At 56.7% G+C, this 16,012-nt stretch carries 30 protein-coding genes; all 30 read right to left on the reverse strand.

From position 1 onward, the window contains the following. Positions 1-56 precede the first annotated feature (56 nt). Entirely contained in the window at positions 57-1,496 is a 1,440-nt protein-coding gene (locus tag KY379_RS11990) for a catalase (RefSeq protein WP_196173240.1), read from the reverse strand. Between the two features lie 175 nt (positions 1,497-1,671). After that, a complete protein-coding gene (gene rplQ / locus KY379_RS11995; RefSeq protein ID WP_003255451.1) occupies positions 1,672-2,058 on the reverse strand; it encodes a 50S ribosomal protein L17 in 387 nt (128 codons plus the stop codon). Positions 2,059-2,100: 42 nt separating this feature from the next. Continuing rightward, positions 2,101-3,102 carry a DNA-directed RNA polymerase subunit alpha gene (locus KY379_RS12000; RefSeq protein ID WP_003255452.1) on the reverse strand — a complete coding sequence of 334 codons (1,002 nt, stop codon included), beginning with the start codon at positions 3,100-3,102 and terminating at the stop codon, positions 2,101-2,103. A gap of 22 nt (positions 3,103-3,124) precedes the next feature. Then, complete coding sequence (gene rpsD, locus KY379_RS12005) at positions 3,125-3,745, reverse strand: 30S ribosomal protein S4 (protein WP_009681977.1); 621 nt, start codon at positions 3,743-3,745, stop codon at positions 3,125-3,127. 15 nt (positions 3,746-3,760) lie between these two features. Continuing rightward, positions 3,761-4,150: a 30S ribosomal protein S11 gene (gene rpsK, locus KY379_RS12010; RefSeq protein ID WP_003255454.1), complete on the reverse strand. Its 390-nt coding sequence runs from the start codon at positions 4,148-4,150 to the stop codon at positions 3,761-3,763. A gap of 18 nt (positions 4,151-4,168) precedes the next feature. Continuing rightward, positions 4,169-4,525 carry a 30S ribosomal protein S13 gene (gene rpsM / locus KY379_RS12015; RefSeq protein ID WP_012316515.1) on the reverse strand — a complete coding sequence of 119 codons (357 nt, stop codon included), beginning with the start codon at positions 4,523-4,525 and terminating at the stop codon, positions 4,169-4,171. Between the two features lie 131 nt (positions 4,526-4,656). Beyond that, on the reverse strand, positions 4,657-4,773 hold the full coding sequence (gene rpmJ / locus KY379_RS12020) for a 50S ribosomal protein L36 (protein ID WP_002555468.1): 117 nt from the start codon (positions 4,771-4,773) through the stop codon (positions 4,657-4,659). Between the two features lie 30 nt (positions 4,774-4,803). Then, a complete protein-coding gene (secY, locus tag KY379_RS12025) occupies positions 4,804-6,135 on the reverse strand; it encodes a preprotein translocase subunit SecY (protein WP_016393394.1) in 1,332 nt (443 codons plus the stop codon). Continuing rightward, positions 6,136-6,570 carry a 50S ribosomal protein L15 gene (gene rplO, locus KY379_RS12030; RefSeq protein WP_023382625.1) on the reverse strand — a complete coding sequence of 145 codons (435 nt, stop codon included), beginning with the start codon at positions 6,568-6,570 and terminating at the stop codon, positions 6,136-6,138. 3 nt (positions 6,571-6,573) lie between these two features. Then, on the reverse strand, positions 6,574-6,750 hold the full coding sequence (gene rpmD / locus KY379_RS12035) for a 50S ribosomal protein L30 (protein ID WP_029614570.1): 177 nt from the start codon (positions 6,748-6,750) through the stop codon (positions 6,574-6,576). A 2-nt stretch (positions 6,751-6,752) separates the two neighbouring features. Then, on the reverse strand, positions 6,753-7,253 hold the full coding sequence (rpsE, locus tag KY379_RS12040; RefSeq protein ID WP_003255465.1) for a 30S ribosomal protein S5: 501 nt from the start codon (positions 7,251-7,253) through the stop codon (positions 6,753-6,755). A gap of 3 nt (positions 7,254-7,256) precedes the next feature. Further along, positions 7,257-7,607: a 50S ribosomal protein L18 gene (rplR, locus tag KY379_RS12045; protein ID WP_009397496.1), complete on the reverse strand. Its 351-nt coding sequence runs from the start codon at positions 7,605-7,607 to the stop codon at positions 7,257-7,259. 10 nt (positions 7,608-7,617) lie between these two features. Beyond that, positions 7,618-8,151, reverse strand: a complete 534-nt coding sequence (rplF, locus tag KY379_RS12050; protein ID WP_060478898.1) for a 50S ribosomal protein L6 — start codon at positions 8,149-8,151, stop codon at positions 7,618-7,620. Positions 8,152-8,163: 12 nt separating this feature from the next. Continuing rightward, the gene (gene rpsH / locus KY379_RS12055) at positions 8,164-8,556 is read right to left on the reverse strand and encodes a 30S ribosomal protein S8 (protein WP_009681971.1); all 393 of its coding nucleotides are present in this window, start codon (positions 8,554-8,556) and stop codon (positions 8,164-8,166) included. A 209-nt stretch (positions 8,557-8,765) separates the two neighbouring features. Then, positions 8,766-9,071 carry a 30S ribosomal protein S14 gene (gene rpsN, locus KY379_RS12060; RefSeq protein ID WP_009681970.1) on the reverse strand — a complete coding sequence of 102 codons (306 nt, stop codon included), beginning with the start codon at positions 9,069-9,071 and terminating at the stop codon, positions 8,766-8,768. A 13-nt stretch (positions 9,072-9,084) separates the two neighbouring features. Then, positions 9,085-9,624 carry a 50S ribosomal protein L5 gene (rplE, locus tag KY379_RS12065; protein ID WP_012316517.1) on the reverse strand — a complete coding sequence of 180 codons (540 nt, stop codon included), beginning with the start codon at positions 9,622-9,624 and terminating at the stop codon, positions 9,085-9,087. Positions 9,625-9,644: 20 nt separating this feature from the next. Next, positions 9,645-9,959 carry a 50S ribosomal protein L24 gene (rplX, locus tag KY379_RS12070; RefSeq protein WP_016715319.1) on the reverse strand — a complete coding sequence of 105 codons (315 nt, stop codon included), beginning with the start codon at positions 9,957-9,959 and terminating at the stop codon, positions 9,645-9,647. An 11-nt stretch (positions 9,960-9,970) separates the two neighbouring features. Then, positions 9,971-10,339 (reverse strand): 50S ribosomal protein L14, encoded by a 369-nt coding sequence (rplN, locus tag KY379_RS12075; protein ID WP_008089810.1) that lies wholly within the window; start codon positions 10,337-10,339, stop codon positions 9,971-9,973. 23 nt (positions 10,340-10,362) lie between these two features. Continuing rightward, positions 10,363-10,629 carry a 30S ribosomal protein S17 gene (gene rpsQ, locus KY379_RS12080; protein ID WP_008089812.1) on the reverse strand — a complete coding sequence of 89 codons (267 nt, stop codon included), beginning with the start codon at positions 10,627-10,629 and terminating at the stop codon, positions 10,363-10,365. 2 nt (positions 10,630-10,631) lie between these two features. Beyond that, positions 10,632-10,823: a 50S ribosomal protein L29 gene (gene rpmC, locus KY379_RS12085; RefSeq protein ID WP_002555481.1), complete on the reverse strand. Its 192-nt coding sequence runs from the start codon at positions 10,821-10,823 to the stop codon at positions 10,632-10,634. Continuing rightward, on the reverse strand, positions 10,823-11,236 hold the full coding sequence (rplP, locus tag KY379_RS12090) for a 50S ribosomal protein L16 (protein WP_003255479.1): 414 nt from the start codon (positions 11,234-11,236) through the stop codon (positions 10,823-10,825). The genes rpmC and rplP overlap by 1 nt, the downstream gene beginning before the upstream one ends. A 12-nt stretch (positions 11,237-11,248) precedes the next feature. Next, entirely contained in the window at positions 11,249-11,935 is a 687-nt protein-coding gene (gene rpsC, locus KY379_RS12095; RefSeq protein ID WP_003255481.1) for a 30S ribosomal protein S3, read from the reverse strand. A gap of 13 nt (positions 11,936-11,948) precedes the next feature. Beyond that, positions 11,949-12,281: a 50S ribosomal protein L22 gene (rplV, locus tag KY379_RS12100; protein WP_003103908.1), complete on the reverse strand. Its 333-nt coding sequence runs from the start codon at positions 12,279-12,281 to the stop codon at positions 11,949-11,951. A gap of 11 nt (positions 12,282-12,292) precedes the next feature. Beyond that, positions 12,293-12,568 (reverse strand): 30S ribosomal protein S19, encoded by a 276-nt coding sequence (gene rpsS / locus KY379_RS12105; protein ID WP_010486981.1) that lies wholly within the window; start codon positions 12,566-12,568, stop codon positions 12,293-12,295. 16 nt (positions 12,569-12,584) lie between these two features. Beyond that, positions 12,585-13,409 (reverse strand): 50S ribosomal protein L2, encoded by an 825-nt coding sequence (gene rplB / locus KY379_RS12110; protein WP_015268750.1) that lies wholly within the window; start codon positions 13,407-13,409, stop codon positions 12,585-12,587. Between the two features lie 14 nt (positions 13,410-13,423). After that, complete coding sequence (rplW, locus tag KY379_RS12115) at positions 13,424-13,723, reverse strand: 50S ribosomal protein L23 (protein ID WP_003255484.1); 300 nt, start codon at positions 13,721-13,723, stop codon at positions 13,424-13,426. Continuing rightward, positions 13,720-14,322, reverse strand: coding sequence for a 50S ribosomal protein L4 (gene rplD, locus KY379_RS12120; RefSeq protein WP_008089819.1), 603 nt, complete (start codon positions 14,320-14,322; stop codon positions 13,720-13,722). Before rplD ends, rplW begins: the two co-directional genes overlap by 4 nt. A gap of 12 nt (positions 14,323-14,334) precedes the next feature. Continuing rightward, positions 14,335-14,970: a 50S ribosomal protein L3 gene (gene rplC / locus KY379_RS12125; RefSeq protein WP_003257089.1), complete on the reverse strand. Its 636-nt coding sequence runs from the start codon at positions 14,968-14,970 to the stop codon at positions 14,335-14,337. An 80-nt stretch (positions 14,971-15,050) separates the two neighbouring features. Then, positions 15,051-15,362 (reverse strand): 30S ribosomal protein S10, encoded by a 312-nt coding sequence (gene rpsJ / locus KY379_RS12130; RefSeq protein ID WP_003186070.1) that lies wholly within the window; start codon positions 15,360-15,362, stop codon positions 15,051-15,053. Between the two features lie 141 nt (positions 15,363-15,503). Then, positions 15,504-16,012 (reverse strand): EF-Tu/IF-2/RF-3 family GTPase (locus tag KY379_RS12135; protein ID WP_261240141.1); only part of this gene is annotated, 509 nt, incomplete at its 5' end.

The following is a 16,012-nucleotide window of genomic DNA, read 5'->3' on the forward strand; positions in this document are numbered from 1 at the left end:
AGTGATATTCATTGAAAAACCGCCCAAATGAGGGCGGTTCTTCTTATCACTTCGACTTAGTCGAGATTCAAGCCCAAGGCCTTGGCGATCCCCTCTCCGTAAGCCGGATCGGCCTTGAAGAAGTACTGCAACTGCCGCTGGACCACATCTTCGCTGACGGCTGCCATGGTGCCGGCGATGTTGTTGATCAGCAGTGCTTTCTGCTCGTCGCTCATCAAACGGAACAGCGCGCCGGCGTGGCTGTAGTAATCGGAATCTTCACGATGATCGTGACGATCCGCTGCGCCGCTCAGGGCCAGCGCAGGCTCGGCGTGACGTGGCGACTGCTTGGGTGCGTCGGCGTAGCTGTTTGGCTCGTAGTTCGGTGCACTGCCATAGCTGCCCATCGCCATCGAACCGTCACGCTGGTAGCTGTTGACCGGGCACCGCGGGGCATTCACTGGCAGTTGCTGGTGATTGGTACCGACCCGATAGCGGTGGGCATCGGCGTAGGCGAAGACACGGCCTTGCAGCATGCGGTCCGGCGACAAGCCGACCCCGGGGACCATGTTGCTCGGACCAAACGCGGCCTGCTCGACTTCAGCAAAATAGTTGAGCGGATTTCGGTTGAGCTCGAGTACACCCACTTCGATCAAAGGGTAATCCTTCTGCGACCAGGTCTTGGTCACGTCGAAAGGATTCTCGGCGCGTTGTGCGGCCTCGGCCTCACTCATGACCTGGATGCACACCGTCCAGCGTGGGAAGTCGCCTCGCTCGATGGCCTCGAAGAGGTCGCGTTGGGCATAGTCTGGGTCACTGCCGGCCAGCCGTGCAGCCTCTGCCGGAGCGAGGTTCTTGATACCTTGCTGAGTCTTGAAATGCCACTTCACCCAAGTGCGCTCGCCCTGCGCATTGATCAGGCTATAGGTGTGACTGCCAAAGCCGTGCATATGACGATAGCCATCCGGAATGCCACGATCCGAGAAAAGGATGGTGACCTGGTGCAATGCCTCGGGGGAATGCGACCAGAAGTCCCACATCATCTGGGCATTCTTCAGGTTGGTCTGTGGGTGACGCTTCTGGGTGTGGATGAAGTCTGGGAATTTCAGGGGGTCGCGGATGAAGAACACCGGGGTGTTGTTGCCGACGATGTCCCAGTTGCCTTCCTCGGTATAGAACTTCACCGCGAAGCCGCGCGGATCGCGCTCGGTGTCGGCGGAGCCACGTTCGCCGCCAACGGTGGAGAAGCGCAAGAAGGTTTCAGTCTGCTTGCCGATTTGTTCGAACAACTTGGCGCTGGTGTATCCAGTGATATCGCGCGTCACCGTGAAAGTGCCATAGGCACCGGATCCCTTGGCGTGGACGCGCCGCTCGGGAATATTTTCACGGTTGAAGTGAGCGAGTTTCTCGATCAGATGGAAGTCATCAAGCATCAGCGGACCACGTGGGCCAGCGGAACGGGAATTCTGATTGTCAGCTACAGGGGCACCGCTGGCGGTGGTGAGAATCTTGCTCATGAGCTCTCCTTATCGGTCTCGAAGGCCGGCTAATCGGCTTGGCTTGAAAGGAGTATCGGCGAGGGGCCTAGCTAGAACAAATTCATTGAATGACTTAAAGCAATAGAAATTAACAATACAAGTAACCACAAAAAACCGGGCGCTAGGCCCGGTTCTTTGTAGCAGACAGAACGTCTTACTCGGCAGCTTCTACAGCACCACCGACCGGACGATCAACCAGCTCGACGTACGCCATAGGGGCGTTGTCGCCAGCGCGGAAACCGCACTTCAGGATGCGCAGGTAGCCGCCCTGACGGGTGGCGTAACGCTTGCCCAGGTCGTTGAACAGCTTGCCTACAGCGGACTTCGAACGGGTACGATCGAAGGCCAGGCGGCGGTTCGCAACGCTGTCTTCCTTGGCCAGGGTGATCAGCGGCTCGGCAACGCGGCGCAGTTCCTTGGCTTTCGGCAGGGTGGTTTTGATCAGCTCGTGCTCGATCAACGACACTGCCATGTTCTGGAACATAGCCTTGCGGTGAGAGCTGGTACGGCTCAGGTGACGTCCACTTTTACGATGACGCATGATTCATTCCTTACCAAACACTACGTTCGGTGATTACGACGATCAGGCGGTCGCCTTGTCGTCTTTCTTAAGACTTGCAGGCGGCCAGTTGTCGAGGCGCATGCCGAGAGACAGACCACGAGAGGCCAGGACGTCCTTGATTTCAGTCAGGGACTTCTTGCCCAGGTTAGGAGTCTTCAACAGCTCTACTTCGGTACGCTGAATCAGGTCGCCGATGTAGTAGATGTTCTCCGCCTTGAGGCAGTTGGCCGAACGTACAGTCAGTTCCAGGTCGTCAACCGGACGCAGCAGGATCGGATCGATCTCGTCTTCCTGCTCGACTACGACAGGCTCGCTGTCACCTTTGAGGTCGACGAACGCGGCCAGCTGCTGTTGCAGGATGGTCGCAGCGCGACGGATAGCCTCTTCAGGATCCAGGGTGCCGTTGGTTTCCAGATCAATGACCAGCTTGTCCAGGTTGGTACGCTGCTCAACACGGGCGTTCTCGACCACATAGGCGATACGACGCACCGGGCTGAACGAAGCGTCCAGCTGAAGACGGCCAATGCTACGGCTTTCGTCTTCGTCAGTCTGACGGGAGTCGGCCGGCTCGTAACCGCGACCACGAGCTACGGTGAGCTTCATGTTCAGGGCGCCGTTGGACGCCAGGTTCGCGATTACGTGATCGGGGTTGACGATCTCGACATCGTGATCCAGCTGAATATCGGCAGCGGTAACCACCCCCGAACCCTTTTTCGACAAGGTCAGCGTAACTTCGTCACGACCGTGCAGTTTGATAGCCAGGCCTTTCAGGTTCAACAGGATTTCAATTACGTCTTCCTGAACACCTTCGATCGCGGAGTACTCGTGGAGTACGCCATCGATCTCGGCCTCGACTACTGCACAGCCAGGCATGGAGGACAACAGGATGCGGCGCAGCGCGTTGCCCAGGGTATGGCCGAAACCACGCTCGAGAGGCTCGAGGGTGATCTTGGCGCGGGTCGGACTGACTACCTGCACATCAATGTGGCGGGGAGTCAGGAACTCATTTACCGAAATCTGCATGGATGCACCTATTTTCTAGCCCTTACTTGGAGTAGAGCTCGACAATCAGGTTCTCGTTGATGTCGGCAGACAGGTCGCTGCGAGCAGGAACGTTCTTGAAAACGCCCGACTTTTTAGCAGCATCCACGTCAACCCACTCAACGCGGCCACGCTGGGCGCACAGTTCAAGGGCTTGAACAATGCGCAGCTGGCTCAGCGACTTCTCGCGAACCGCGACCACGTCACCCGGACGAACTTGGTAGGATGGAATGTTTACAGTCTTACCGTTGACGCTGATCGCTTTGTGCGAAACCAGCTGACGGGACTCGGAACGAGTCGAGCCGAAGCCCATACGGTAGACGACGTTATCCAGACGGCACTCGAGCAGTTGCAGCAGGTTCTCACCGGTTGCGCCTTTTTTCGAGGCAGCAGCTTGGTAGTAACCGCGGAACTGACGCTCCAGAACACCGTAGATACGACGGACTTTTTGCTTCTCGCGCAGCTGGGTACCGTAGTCGGACTGACGGCCACGGCGCTGGCCGTGGATACCTGGGGCTGCTTCGATGTTGCACTTCGATTCCAGAGCGCGAACGCCGCTCTTCAGGAACAGGTCAGTGCCTTCACGACGAGACAGTTTGCATTTTGGACCAATGTAACGTGCCATTCTTCTGTCTCCTGATTACACGCGACGCTTCTTCGGCGGACGGCACCCGTTGTGCGGGATTGGCGTCACGTCGGTGATGCTGGCGATCTTGTAGCCGCAGCTGTTCAGTGCACGAACGGCGGACTCACGACCTGGACCTGGACCCTTGACGTTAACGTCGAGGTTTTTCAGGCCGTATTCCAGCGCAGCTTGACCAGCACGCTCAGCAGCGATCTGAGCTGCGAACGGGGTGGATTTGCGCGAACCACGGAAACCCGAACCACCGGAGGTCGCCCAGGACAAAGCATTGCCCTGACGGTCGGTGATGGTCACGATGGTGTTGTTGAAAGACGCATGGATGTGGGCGATGCCATCAACCACTGTCTTTTTGACTTTCTTACGAGGACGAGCAGCAGGTTTTGCCATGTCTATATTCCTGGGCGATTACTTGCGGATCGGCTTACGCGGGCCCTTACGGGTGCGTGCGTTGGTCTTGGTGCGCTGACCGCGGACCGGCAGACCTTTACGATGACGCAGGCCGCGGTAGCAACCCAGGTCCATCAAGCGCTTGATCTTCATGTTGACGTCACGGCGCAGGTCACCTTCGGTGGTGAACTTCGCGACTTCGCCACGCAGGGTTTCGATTTGCTCGTCGCTCAGATCCTTGATCTTAGCGGCTGGGTTTACACCAGCGTCTGCACAGATCTTCTGTGCAGTTGTGCGACCGACACCATAGATGTAGGTCAGCGAGATAACAGTATGCTTGTTATCTGGAATGTTGACGCCTGCAATACGGGCCATTCAGTGGGACTCCAATTGACAGCTACCTACGCCCCGGAAGCCAAGAAATAGGGCGCGAGATAATATCGCTGTAGAAACGATTAATCAACCCAGCAGCACACTAGCTGCTGGGTTTGAAGCGCAGATCACACTCAGCCTTGGCGCTGCTTGTGACGCGGTTCCGCGCTGCAGATCACTCGTACGACGCCTTCGCGACGGATGATCTTGCAGTTACGGCACAGCTTTTTCACCGATGCACGAACTTTCATTACCGACTCCTCGAACCTTAAGGGGCTAAATCAGCGCAGCAGACCGCTGCCGCCGTAGCCTTTCAGGTTGGCTTTCTTCATCAGGGATTCGTACTGGTGCGAAACGAGGTGCGATTGTACTTGGGACATGAAGTCCATCACAACCACTACCACAATCAGCAACGAGGTCCCGCCAAGGTAGAACGGCACATTTGCTGCCACCACCAGGAACTGGGGCAGAAGGCAGACGGCCATCATGTAAAGAGCACCGAACATGGTCAAACGGGTCAGAACGCCATCAATGTAGCGTGCCGACTGCTCACCAGGACGGATACCCGGAATAAAGGCACCGGACTTCTTCAGGTTTTCCGCTACGTCTTTCGGGTTGAACATCAACGCTGTGTAGAAGAAGCAGAAGAAAATGATCCCTGCACTAAACAGCAGAATGTTCAACGGCTGACCAGGAGCGATCGACTGCGAGATGTCCTGCAGCCAGCCCATACCTTCGGACTGACCGAACCAGGCACCCAGCGAAGCCGGGAACAGCAGAATGCTGCTCGCGAAAATGGCCGGGATGACCCCTGCCATGTTCACCTTCAACGGCAAGTGGCTGGTCTGCGCAGCGAAGACCTTGCGGCCCTGCTGACGCTTGGCGTAGTGAACGGCGATACGACGCTGACCACGCTCGATGAACACCACGAAACCGATAATCGCTACTGCCAGCAAACCGATAGCGACCAGGGCGAAAATATTGATATCGCCTGTGCGTGCAGACTCGAAAGACTGCCCGATTGCTCTCGGAAGACCGGCAACGATACCTGCGAAGATCAACATCGAGATACCGTTGCCCACACCGCGCTCGGTGATCTGCTCGCCCAGCCACATCATGAACATCGCGCCTGCCACGAAGGTGGAGACGGCGACGACATAGAAGCCAAGCCCAACAGAAAACGCCACGCCCTGGTTGGCCAGGCCAATGGACATGCCAATGGCTTGGACCAGCGCCAGAATAACGGTGCCGTAGCGGGTGTACTGGCTGATCTTGCGACGGCCAGCTTCACCTTCCTTCTTCAACTGCTCCAGTTGCGGGCTGACCGCAGTCATCAGCTGCATGATGATCGATGCCGAGATGTACGGCATGATCCCCAATGCAAAGATGCTCATGCGCTCGAGCGCGCCACCGGAGAACATGTTGAACAAGCTAAGAATGGTCCCCTCATTCTGCCGAAACAGATCCGCCAGACGGTCTGGATTGATGCCTGGAACCGGGATATGCGCACCTATCCGATAGACGATGATCGCCATGAACAGAAAGCGCAGACGAGCCCAGAGTTCCGACATCCCGCCCTTACCGAGCGAAGAGAGAGCACCTTGCTTAGCCATTTATTCCTCGAACTTGCCGCCAGCTGCTTCGATAGCCGCACGCGCACCCTTGGTGGCTGCGATACCCTTGATGGTGACTGCGCGAGTGACTTCGCCAGACAGCATGATTTTCACACGCTGTACGTTCTGGCCGATCACGTTGGCATCCTTCAGGGATTGCACGGAAACCACGTCGCCTTCCACTTTGGCCAGCTCGGACAGACGCACTTCGGCGCGGTCCATGGCTTTCAGGGAAACGAAGCCGAACTTCGGCAGACGACGGTGCAGCGGCTGTTGACCGCCTTCGAAGCCCGGAGCGATCGAACCACCGGAACGGGAGGTTTGACCTTTGTGGCCGCGGCCACCAGTCTTGCCCAGACCGCTACCGATACCACGACCCGGACGATGCTTCTCGCGACGGGAACCCGGCGCTGGACTCAGATCATTGAGTTTCATCGATTAACCCTCGACGCGCAGCATGTAGTAAGCCTTGTTGATCATCCCGCGATTCTCGGGAGTATCCTGGACTTCTACAGTGTGACCGATGCGACGCAGACCCAGGCCTTTAACGCACAGGATGTGGTTAGGCAGGCGGCCAGCGGTGCTCTTGATCAGCGTTACTTTTACAGTTGCCATGATCAGAAGATCTCCTCAACGCTCTTGCCGCGCTTGGCAGCAATGGACTCAGGAGATTGCATGGCTTTCAGACCCTTGAAAGTGGCGTAGACCACGTTCACTGGGTTGGTCGAACCGTAGCACTTGGCCAGGACGTTCTGAACACCAGCAACTTCCAGGACGGCACGCATGGCGCCGCCGGCGATGATACCGGTACCTTCCGAGGCAGGCTGCATGTAGACCTTCGAGGCGCCGTGGGCGGCCTTGGTGGCGTACTGCAGGGTGGTGCCTTTCAGGTCAACCTGGATCATGTTGCGACGGGCAGCTTCCATGGCTTTCTGGATCGCGGCAGGTACTTCACGCGATTTGCCACGGCCGAAACCGACGCGACCCTTGCCATCACCTACCACGGTCAACGCGGTGAAGGTGAAGATACGGCCGCCTTTTACGGTTTTAGCTACGCGGTTAACTTGAACCAGCTTCTCGATGTAGCCTTCGTCGCGCTTTTGATCGTTATTTGCCATAACTTAGAACTCCAGCCCGCCTTCACGAGCAGCATCAGCCAGCGCTTTGACGCGGCCATGGTACTTGAAGCCGGAACGGTCAAAGGCAACTTGAGATACACCGGCGGCTTTCGCACGCTCAGCTACCAGCTTGCCAACCTTAGTGGCCGCGTCGATGTTGCCAGTGGCGCCATCACGCAGTTCTTTGTCCAAGGTCGAGGCGCTTGCCAGAACCTTGCTGCCGTCGGCCGAAATGACCTGGGCGTAGATGTGCTGCGAAGAGCGGAACACGCACAGGCGCACGACTTCGAGTTCGTGCATCTTGAGGCGTGCTTTGCGAGCGCGACGCAGTCGAGTAACTTTTTTGTCGGTCATTTGCTAGGCCCTACTTCTTCTTGGCTTCTTTACGACGGACTACTTCGTCCGCGTAACGCACACCTTTGCCTTTGTAAGGCTCTGGCGGACGGAACCCGCGGATTTCAGCGGCCACCTGACCTACCAGCTGCTTGTCGATACCCTTGATCAGGATGTCGGTCTGGCTAGGCGTTTCAGCGGTGATACCGGCTGGCAGTTCGTAGTCCACTGGATGCGAGAAGCCCAGAGCCAGGTTCAGGACGGTGCCCTTGGCCTGTGCCTTGTAACCAACACCGACCAGCTGGAGCTTGCGCTCGAAGCCTTGGCTTACGCCCTGGACCATGTTGTTGACCAGAGCACGGGTGGTACCGGCCATGGCGCGAGCTTGCTGATCACCGTTGCGAGCGACGAAACGCAGCTCGCCAGACTCTTCGGTAACTTCAACAGACGAGTGAACGTTCAGTTCGAGAGTGCCTTTGGCACCCTTCACCGAAAGCTGCTGGCCGGCGAATTTGACTTCGACACCAGATGGCAGCTTAACGGGGTTCTTAGCGACGCGAGACATGCCTATCTCCCCTTAGAACACTGTGCACAGAACTTCGCCGCCGACACCGGCAGCGCGCGCAGCGCGATCAGTCATCACACCTTTGTTGGTGGAGACGATAGACACGCCCAGGCCGCCACGTACTTTCGGCAGCTCTGCGACGGACTTGTACTGGCGCAGGCCTGGACGGCTGGAGCGCTTCAGCTCCTCGATGACCGGACGGCCTTCGAAGTACTTCAGTTCGATCGAGAGGGAAGGTTTGGCCTCACCAGTCACCTGGTAGCCAGCGATGTAACCTTCGTCTTTCAGAACTTTGGCAACCGCGACCTTCAGGGTGGAGGAAGGCATGCTTACGACGGACTTTTCAGCCATCTGGGCATTACGGATGCGAGTTAGCATGTCCGCTAACGGGTCCTGCATACTCATGGGCTAGATGCTCCTGATACAAGAATAATTAGCCTTGCGGCTATCACAACCACCCGAGCAGGCAGGGCAAAAAACCCAGGCTCAGGTGAGCCGGTCATTCTAGACACAAGGCAGAAACGAAACAAGCCCCATGAAGGGGCTTGTTCGTTGGCGAGGTCACCGGTGGTCGGAAGATTGCTCCCCTTCCACCGGGATCACACCTGCAGCACTTACCAGGAGGCTTTGACCAGACCTGGTACGTCGCCACGCATTGCAGCTTGACGCAGCATGTTACGGCCCAGGCCGAACTTACGGTATACACCGTGAGGACGACCGGTCAGGCGGCAACGGTTGCGCAGGCGCGAAGCGCTGGCGTCGCGGGGTTGCTTCTGCAGCGCGACAACGGCAGCGAAACGCTCTTCTGGAGAGGCGTTGACGTTGACGATGGTCGCTTTCAGCTCAGCACGCTTCTTAGCGAACTTGGCTACCGTGAGCTGACGCTTCAGCTCGCGGTTCTTCATGCTCTTCTTGGCCATTTTCCTACTCCAATCAGTTGCGGAACGGGAACTTGAAAGCACGCAGCAGAGCGCGGCCTTCGTCGTCCGAACGAGCAGTGGTGGTCAGGGTGATGTCCAAACCGCGCAGAGCATCGATCTTGTCGTAATCGATTTCCGGGAAGATGATCTGCTCTTTCACGCCCATGCTGTAGTTGCCACGACCATCGAAGGACTTGGCATTCAGGCCGCGGAAGTCGCGAACCCGAGGCAGGGAGATCGCCAGCAGGCGGTCCAGGAATTCGTACATCTTTTCGCGACGCAGGGTCACCTTGACACCGATCGGCCAGCCTTCACGGACTTTGAAGCCCGCGATGGATTTACGAGCGAAAGTCACGACCGGCTTTTGACCGGTGATCTTTTCCAGGTCGGCAACAGCGTGCTCGATGACTTTCTTGTCACCGATCGCTTCGCCCAGACCCATGTTCAGGGTGATCTTGGTAACGCGCGGAACTTCCATCACGTTCGACAGCTTAAGTTCTTCCTTAAGCTTGGGAGCGATTTCGTTCCGGTAAATCTCTTTCAGTCGTGCCATGGTCTTCTACCTAGCAGTGTTCAAGCATCAACCGCTTTTTGGGTCGACTTGAAGACACGAATTTTCTTACCGTCTTCTACTTTGAAACCAACGCGGTCAGCCTTGTTGGTTTCGCCATTGAAGATGGCAACGTTGGAAGCGTGCAGAGGCGCTTCTTTCTCGACGATACCGCCCTGAACGCCCGCCATCGGGTTAGGCTTGGTATGACGCTTGACCAGGTTGACACCGCCAACGACCAGACGGTCGTCAGCGAGAACCTTCAGCACCTTACCGCGCTTACCTTTGTCTTTGCCGGCGATCACGATGATCTCGTCGTCACGACGAATCTTTTGCATGTCGGATCTCCTTACAGCACTTCAGGGGCGAGCGAGACGATCTTCATGAACTTCTCAGTACGAAGTTCACGGGTCACTGGCCCGAAGATGCGAGTGCCGATCGGCTCTTGCTTGGTGTTCAGCAGAACAGCAGCGTTGCCGTCGAAACGAATGATGGAACCGTCAGCGCGACGTACACCGTGACGGGTACGGACGACAACAGCGGTCATCACCTGGCCTTTTTTGACCTTACCGCGCGGAATTGCTTCCTTGACGGTAACTTTGATGATGTCACCGATGCCGGCGTAACGGCGGTGCGAACCACCGAGCACCTTGATGCACATGACGCGACGAGCGCCGCTGTTATCGGCCACATCGAGCATGGATTGAGTCTGAATCATAAAATTTCTCCGACCCCTAGCCCTTAGACTTCAACAGCGCGTTCGAGGACTTCAACCAGTGCCCAGGACTTGGTCTTGGCCAGCGGACGGGTTTCACGGATGGAAACCTTGTCGCCGATCTTGCACTGGTTGGATTCGTCGTGCGCGTGCAGCTTAGTCGAACGCTTAACGTATTTACCGTAGATCGGGTGCTTTACGCGACGCTCGATCAGAACGGTGATGGTCTTGTCCATTTTGTCGCTGACGACACGGCCAGTCAGCGTACGGACGGTTTTTTCAGCTTCAGCCATGATCACTTACCTGCCTGCTGGTTGAGCACAGTTTTCACGCGAGCGATGTCACGCTTAACTTGCGAGAGCAGGTGCGACTGCCCCAACTGGCCAGTTGCTTTCTGCATACGCAGATTGAACTGGTCGCGCAGCAAGCCGAGCAGTTGCTCATTCAGTTGCTGTGCCGATTTTTCACGAAGTTCATTCGCTTTCATCACATCACCGTCCGCTTAACAAAGGAGGTGGCGAGAGGCAGCTTTGCAGCAGCCAGGGCGAAAGCTTCGCGCGCCAGCTCTTCAGAAACACCCTCGATCTCATACAGGACTTTGCCTGGCTGGATCTGGGCAACCCAGTATTCCACGGAACCCTTACCTTTACCCATACGAACCTCGAGAGGCTTCTTGGAGATCGGCTTGTCCGGGAACACACGGATCCAGATCTTACCGCCACGTTTTACGTGACGAGTCAGAGCACGACGTGCCGACTCGATCTGGCGAGCGGTGAGGCGACCGCGAGCAACAGCTTTCAGGGCGAATTCGCCGAAGCTGACTTTGCTACCGCGCAGTGCCAGACCACGGTTGTGGCCAGTCATCTGCTTGCGGAATTTTGTACGCTTTGGTTGCAACATTTGGCGTACCCCTTACTTAGCAGCTTTTTTACGAGGCGCTGGTGCTTGTGGTTTCAGTTCTTCTTGGCGACCACCAATCACTTCGCCTTTGAAGATCCAAACCTTCACACCGATCACACCGTAGGTGGTGTGAGCTTCGTAGGTGTTGTAGTCGATATCGGCACGCAGGGTGTGCAGAGGCACACGACCTTCGCGATACCACTCGGTACGAGCAATCTCAGCACCGCCGAGACGACCGCTCACCTGGATCTTGATGCCTTTGGCACCAATACGCATGGCGTTCTGTACGGCGCGCTTCATGGCACGACGGAACATTACGCGGCGTTCCAGCTGCTGAGCTACGCTCTGCGCAACCAGCATAGCGTCGAGTTCCGGCTTGCGGATCTCTTCGATGTTGATGTGCACAGGCACACCCATCTGCTTGGTCAGGTCCTGACGCAGCTTCTCGACATCTTCACCTTTCTTGCCGATAACGATACCGGGACGAGCGGTGTGGATGGTGATGCGTGCAGTTTGAGCCGGACGATGAATATCGATACGGCTTACGGACGCGCTTTTTAGTTTGTCTTGGAGGTACTCACGCGTTTTCAGATCCTTCAACAGGTAATCTGCGTAAGTAGCACCGTCTGCGTACCAGACGGAGGTGTGCTCCTTGACGATTCCCAGGCGAATGCCAGTGGGATGTACTTTCTGACCCATCTGATCGACTCCGTTACTTGTCCGCAACCTTGACAGTGATATGGCAAGACCGCTTGACGATGCGATCAGCGCGGCCTTTGGCACGCGGCATGATGCGCTTCAGCGAACGCCCTTCGTTGACGAAGACGGTGGAGACCTTCAGGTCATCAACGTCTGCGCCTTCGTTGTGTTCGGCGTTGGCTACGGCCGACTCGAGGACTTTCTTCATGATTTCAGCGGCTTTTTTGCTGCTGAAGGCCAACAGGTTGAGCGCTTCGCCCACCTTCTTCCCGCGGATCTGGTCGGCGACCAAGCGGGCTTTCTGGGCGGAGATTCGAGCGCCCGACAACTTAGCGGCTACTTCCATTTCCTTACCCCTTAACGCTTGGCTTTCTTGTCAGCCACGTGCCCGCGATAGGTGCGGGTACCGGCGAACTCGCCCAGTTTGTGGCCGACCATGTCTTCGTTCACGAGAACTGGGACATGCTGGCGACCGTTGTGAACCGCGATGGTCAGACCGACCATTTGTGGCAGGATCATCGAGCGACGCGACCAGGTTTTAACTGGCTTGCGATCGTTCTTCTCCACCGCCACTTCGATCTTCTTCAGCAGGTGAAGATCGATAAAAGGACCTTTTTTCAGAGAACGTGGCACTGTCGTATCCCTCTAGTTACTTGCGACGACGGACGATCATGTTGTCGGTACGCTTATTACCACGGGTTTTCGCACCCTTGGTTGGGAAGCCCCATGGCGATACCGGATGACGACCACCGGAGGTACGACCTTCACCACCACCATGCGGGTGGTCAACCGGGTTCATGGCAACACCACGAACGGTTGGGCGAACGCCGCGCCAGCGTTTGGCACCAGCTTTACCCAGCGAACGCAGGCTGTGCTCGGAGTTCGAGACTTCACCCAGGGTCGCACGGCACTCAGCCAGGACTTTACGCATTTCACCAGAGCGCAGACGCAGGGTCACGTAGACACCTTCGCGAGCGATCAGCTGAGCCGAGGCACCAGCGGAACGAGCGATCTGAGCACCTTTACCCGGCTTCAGTTCGATGCCGTGAATGGTGCTACCCACTGGAATGTTGCGCAGTTGCAGGGAGTTACCGGCCTTGATTGGGGCCAGTGCACCTGCGATCAGCTGGTCGCCAGCGCTCACGCCTTTAGGGGCGATGATGTAGCGACGCTCACCGTCTGCGTAGCACAGCAGGGCGATGTGAGCAGTACGGTTTGGATCGTATTCGATACGCTCGACAGTGGCTGGGATGCCATCTTTGTCGTTGCGACGGAAGTCGACCAGACGGTAATGCTGCTTGTGACCACCACCAACGTGACGAGTGGTAATACGGCCATTGTTGTTACGACCACCAGACTTCGATTTTTTCTCGATCAGCGGTGCGTGAGGAGCGCCTTTGTGCAGCTCCTGGTTGACCACCTTGACCACGAAACGGCGGCCAGGGGAAGTCGGTTTGCATTTAACGATTGCCATGATGCACCCCTTCCTTACTCAGCACTGCTGCTGAAATCGAGATCTTGGCCTGGCTGAAGGGAGACGATCGCCTTCTTCCAGTCATTACGCTTGCCCAGACCACGTGCGGTACGCTTGGTTTTACCCAGAACGTTAACAGTCGACACGTTTTCAACTTTTACGTTGAACAGGCCTTCGACAGCTTTCTTGATTTCCAGCTTGGTTGCATCAGTAGCAACCTTGAATACGAACTGGCCTTTTTTCTCAGCCAGAACGGTAGCCTTCTCGGAAACGTGCGGGCCAAGGAGGACTTTGAATACGCGTTCCTGGTTCATCCCAGCAGCTCCTCGAATTTCTTCACGGCCGAGACAGTGATCAACACTTTCTCGTATGCGATCAGACTGACCGGGTCGGAACCTTGAACGTCACGTACGTCGACGTGCGGCAGGTTGCGAGCAGCCAGGTACAGGTTCTGATCAACAGCGTCGGAAACGATCAGTACGTCGTTCAGACCCATGCCGTTCAGCTTGTTCAGCAGATCTTTGGTTTTCGGGGCTTCAACAGCGAAGTCCTGAACCACGACCAGACGGTCGCTACGCACCAGCTCAGCGAGGATGGAGCGCAGAGCTGCGCGATACATCTTCTTGTTGAGCTTCTGCGAGTGATCTTGAGGACGGGCTGCGAAGGTAACACCACCGCCACGCCAGATCGGACCACGAGTGGTACCAGCACGAGCACGGCCAGTACCCTTCTGACGCCATGGGCGCTTACCGCCACCAGCTACGTCGGAACGGGTCTTCTGCTGCTTGGTGCCCTGACGGCCGCCGGCCATGTAGGCCACGACTGCTTGGTGTACCAGCGTCTCGTTGAATTCGCCACCGAAAGTCAGTTCGGAAACTTCGATCGCCTGAGCGTCATTTACATTAAGTTGCATGTCAGTTTCCCCTTAACCGCGAGCCTTGACAGCTGGACGTACAACCACGTCGCCGCCAGTAGCGCCAGGTACGGCACCCTTGACCAGCAGCAGGTTGCGCTCAGCGTCTACGCGTACTACTTCCAGGGACTGAACAGTCACGCGCTCGGCGCCCATGTGACCGGACATTTTCTTGCCCTTGAACACACGACCAGGAGTCTGGCACTGGCCGATGGAACCTGGGACACGGTGCGACACGGAGTTACCGTGCGTGTTGTCCTGGCCACGGAAGTTCCAGCGCTTGATGGTACCGGCGAAGCCTTTACCTTTGGACTGACCGGTTACGTCTACCAGCTGGCCTGCAGTGAAGAGTTCAGCTTTGATCAGATCGCCAGCCTGGAAATCGCCTTCTTCAAGACGGAACTCCCAAACACCGCGACCAGCGGCAACGTTAGCCTTGGCGAAGTGACCTGCCTGAGCGGCAGTCACACGCGAAGCACGACGCTCGCCGACAGTGACTTGCACTGCACGGTAGCCATCGGTTTCTTCAGTTTTGAACTGGGTGACGCGATTCGGCTCGATCTCGATGACCGTAACCGGAATGGAGACACCTTCTTCGGTGAAAATGCGGGTCATACCGCATTTGCGACCGATTACACCAATAGTCATGTTGTAAACCTCATGAGTGTACGGGGCTTTCACCCGCTATGGCCGCCCATTTCAGAGCGTTACACGACCAGACCGAAGTCTTAGCCGAGGCTGATCTGCACTTCCACACCTGCCGCGAGATCAAGCTTCATCAGCGCGTCAACGGTTTTATCCGTAGGCTGGACGATGTCCAGAACACGCTTATGAGTGCGAATCTCGTACTGGTCACGCGCGTCTTTGTTGACGTGCGGAGAAACCAGAACGGTGAAACGCTCTTTGCGGGTAGGCAGTGGAATTGGACCACGCACTTGTGCACCAGTACGTTTCGCGGTTTCCACGATTTCCTGGGTGGATTGGTCGATCAGGCGATGGTCGAAAGCCTTCAACCTGATACGGATTTGCTGATTTTGCATTGGATTTCAGACTCCAGGCTGTTCCCAACGGACGCACTACGCCCGCTAAAAGGAGGCGTGATTCTATAGACGACCCAATTTAGTGTCAACCCAATAAAAAAAACCCCCGCTGAGCGGGGGTTTTTTCAATCGATCGAGGGATTACTCGATGATTTTGGCTACGACGCCGGCGCCGACGGTACGACCGCCTTCACGGATAGCGAAGCGCAGACCGTCTTCCATTGCGATGGTCTTGATCAGGGTGACAGTCATCTGAATGTTGTCACCTGGCATTACCATTTCAACGCCTTCCGGCAGCTCGCAGTTACCGGTCACGTCAGTGGTACGGAAGTAGAACTGAGGACGGTAGCCTTTGAAGAACGGAGTGTGACGGCCGCCTTCTTCCTTCGACAGAACGTAGACTTCTGCGGTGAACTTGGTGTGCGGCTTGACAGAACCTGGCTTGACCAGAACCTGGCCACGCTCAACGTCGTCACGCTTGGTACCACGCAGCAGAACGCCGCAGTTCTCGCCAGCACGACCCTCGTCCAGCAGCTTGCGGAACATCTCAACACCGGTGCAGGTGGTGGTGGTGGTGTCACGCAGACCAACGATTTCCAGCGGATCCTGAACGCGGACGATACCACGCTCGATACGACCGGTAACAACGG

The sequence above is a fragment of the Pseudomonas sp. HD6422 genome, assembly GCF_025377065.1.
GTDB lineage: Bacteria > Pseudomonadota > Gammaproteobacteria > Pseudomonadales > Pseudomonadaceae > Aquipseudomonas > Aquipseudomonas putida_U.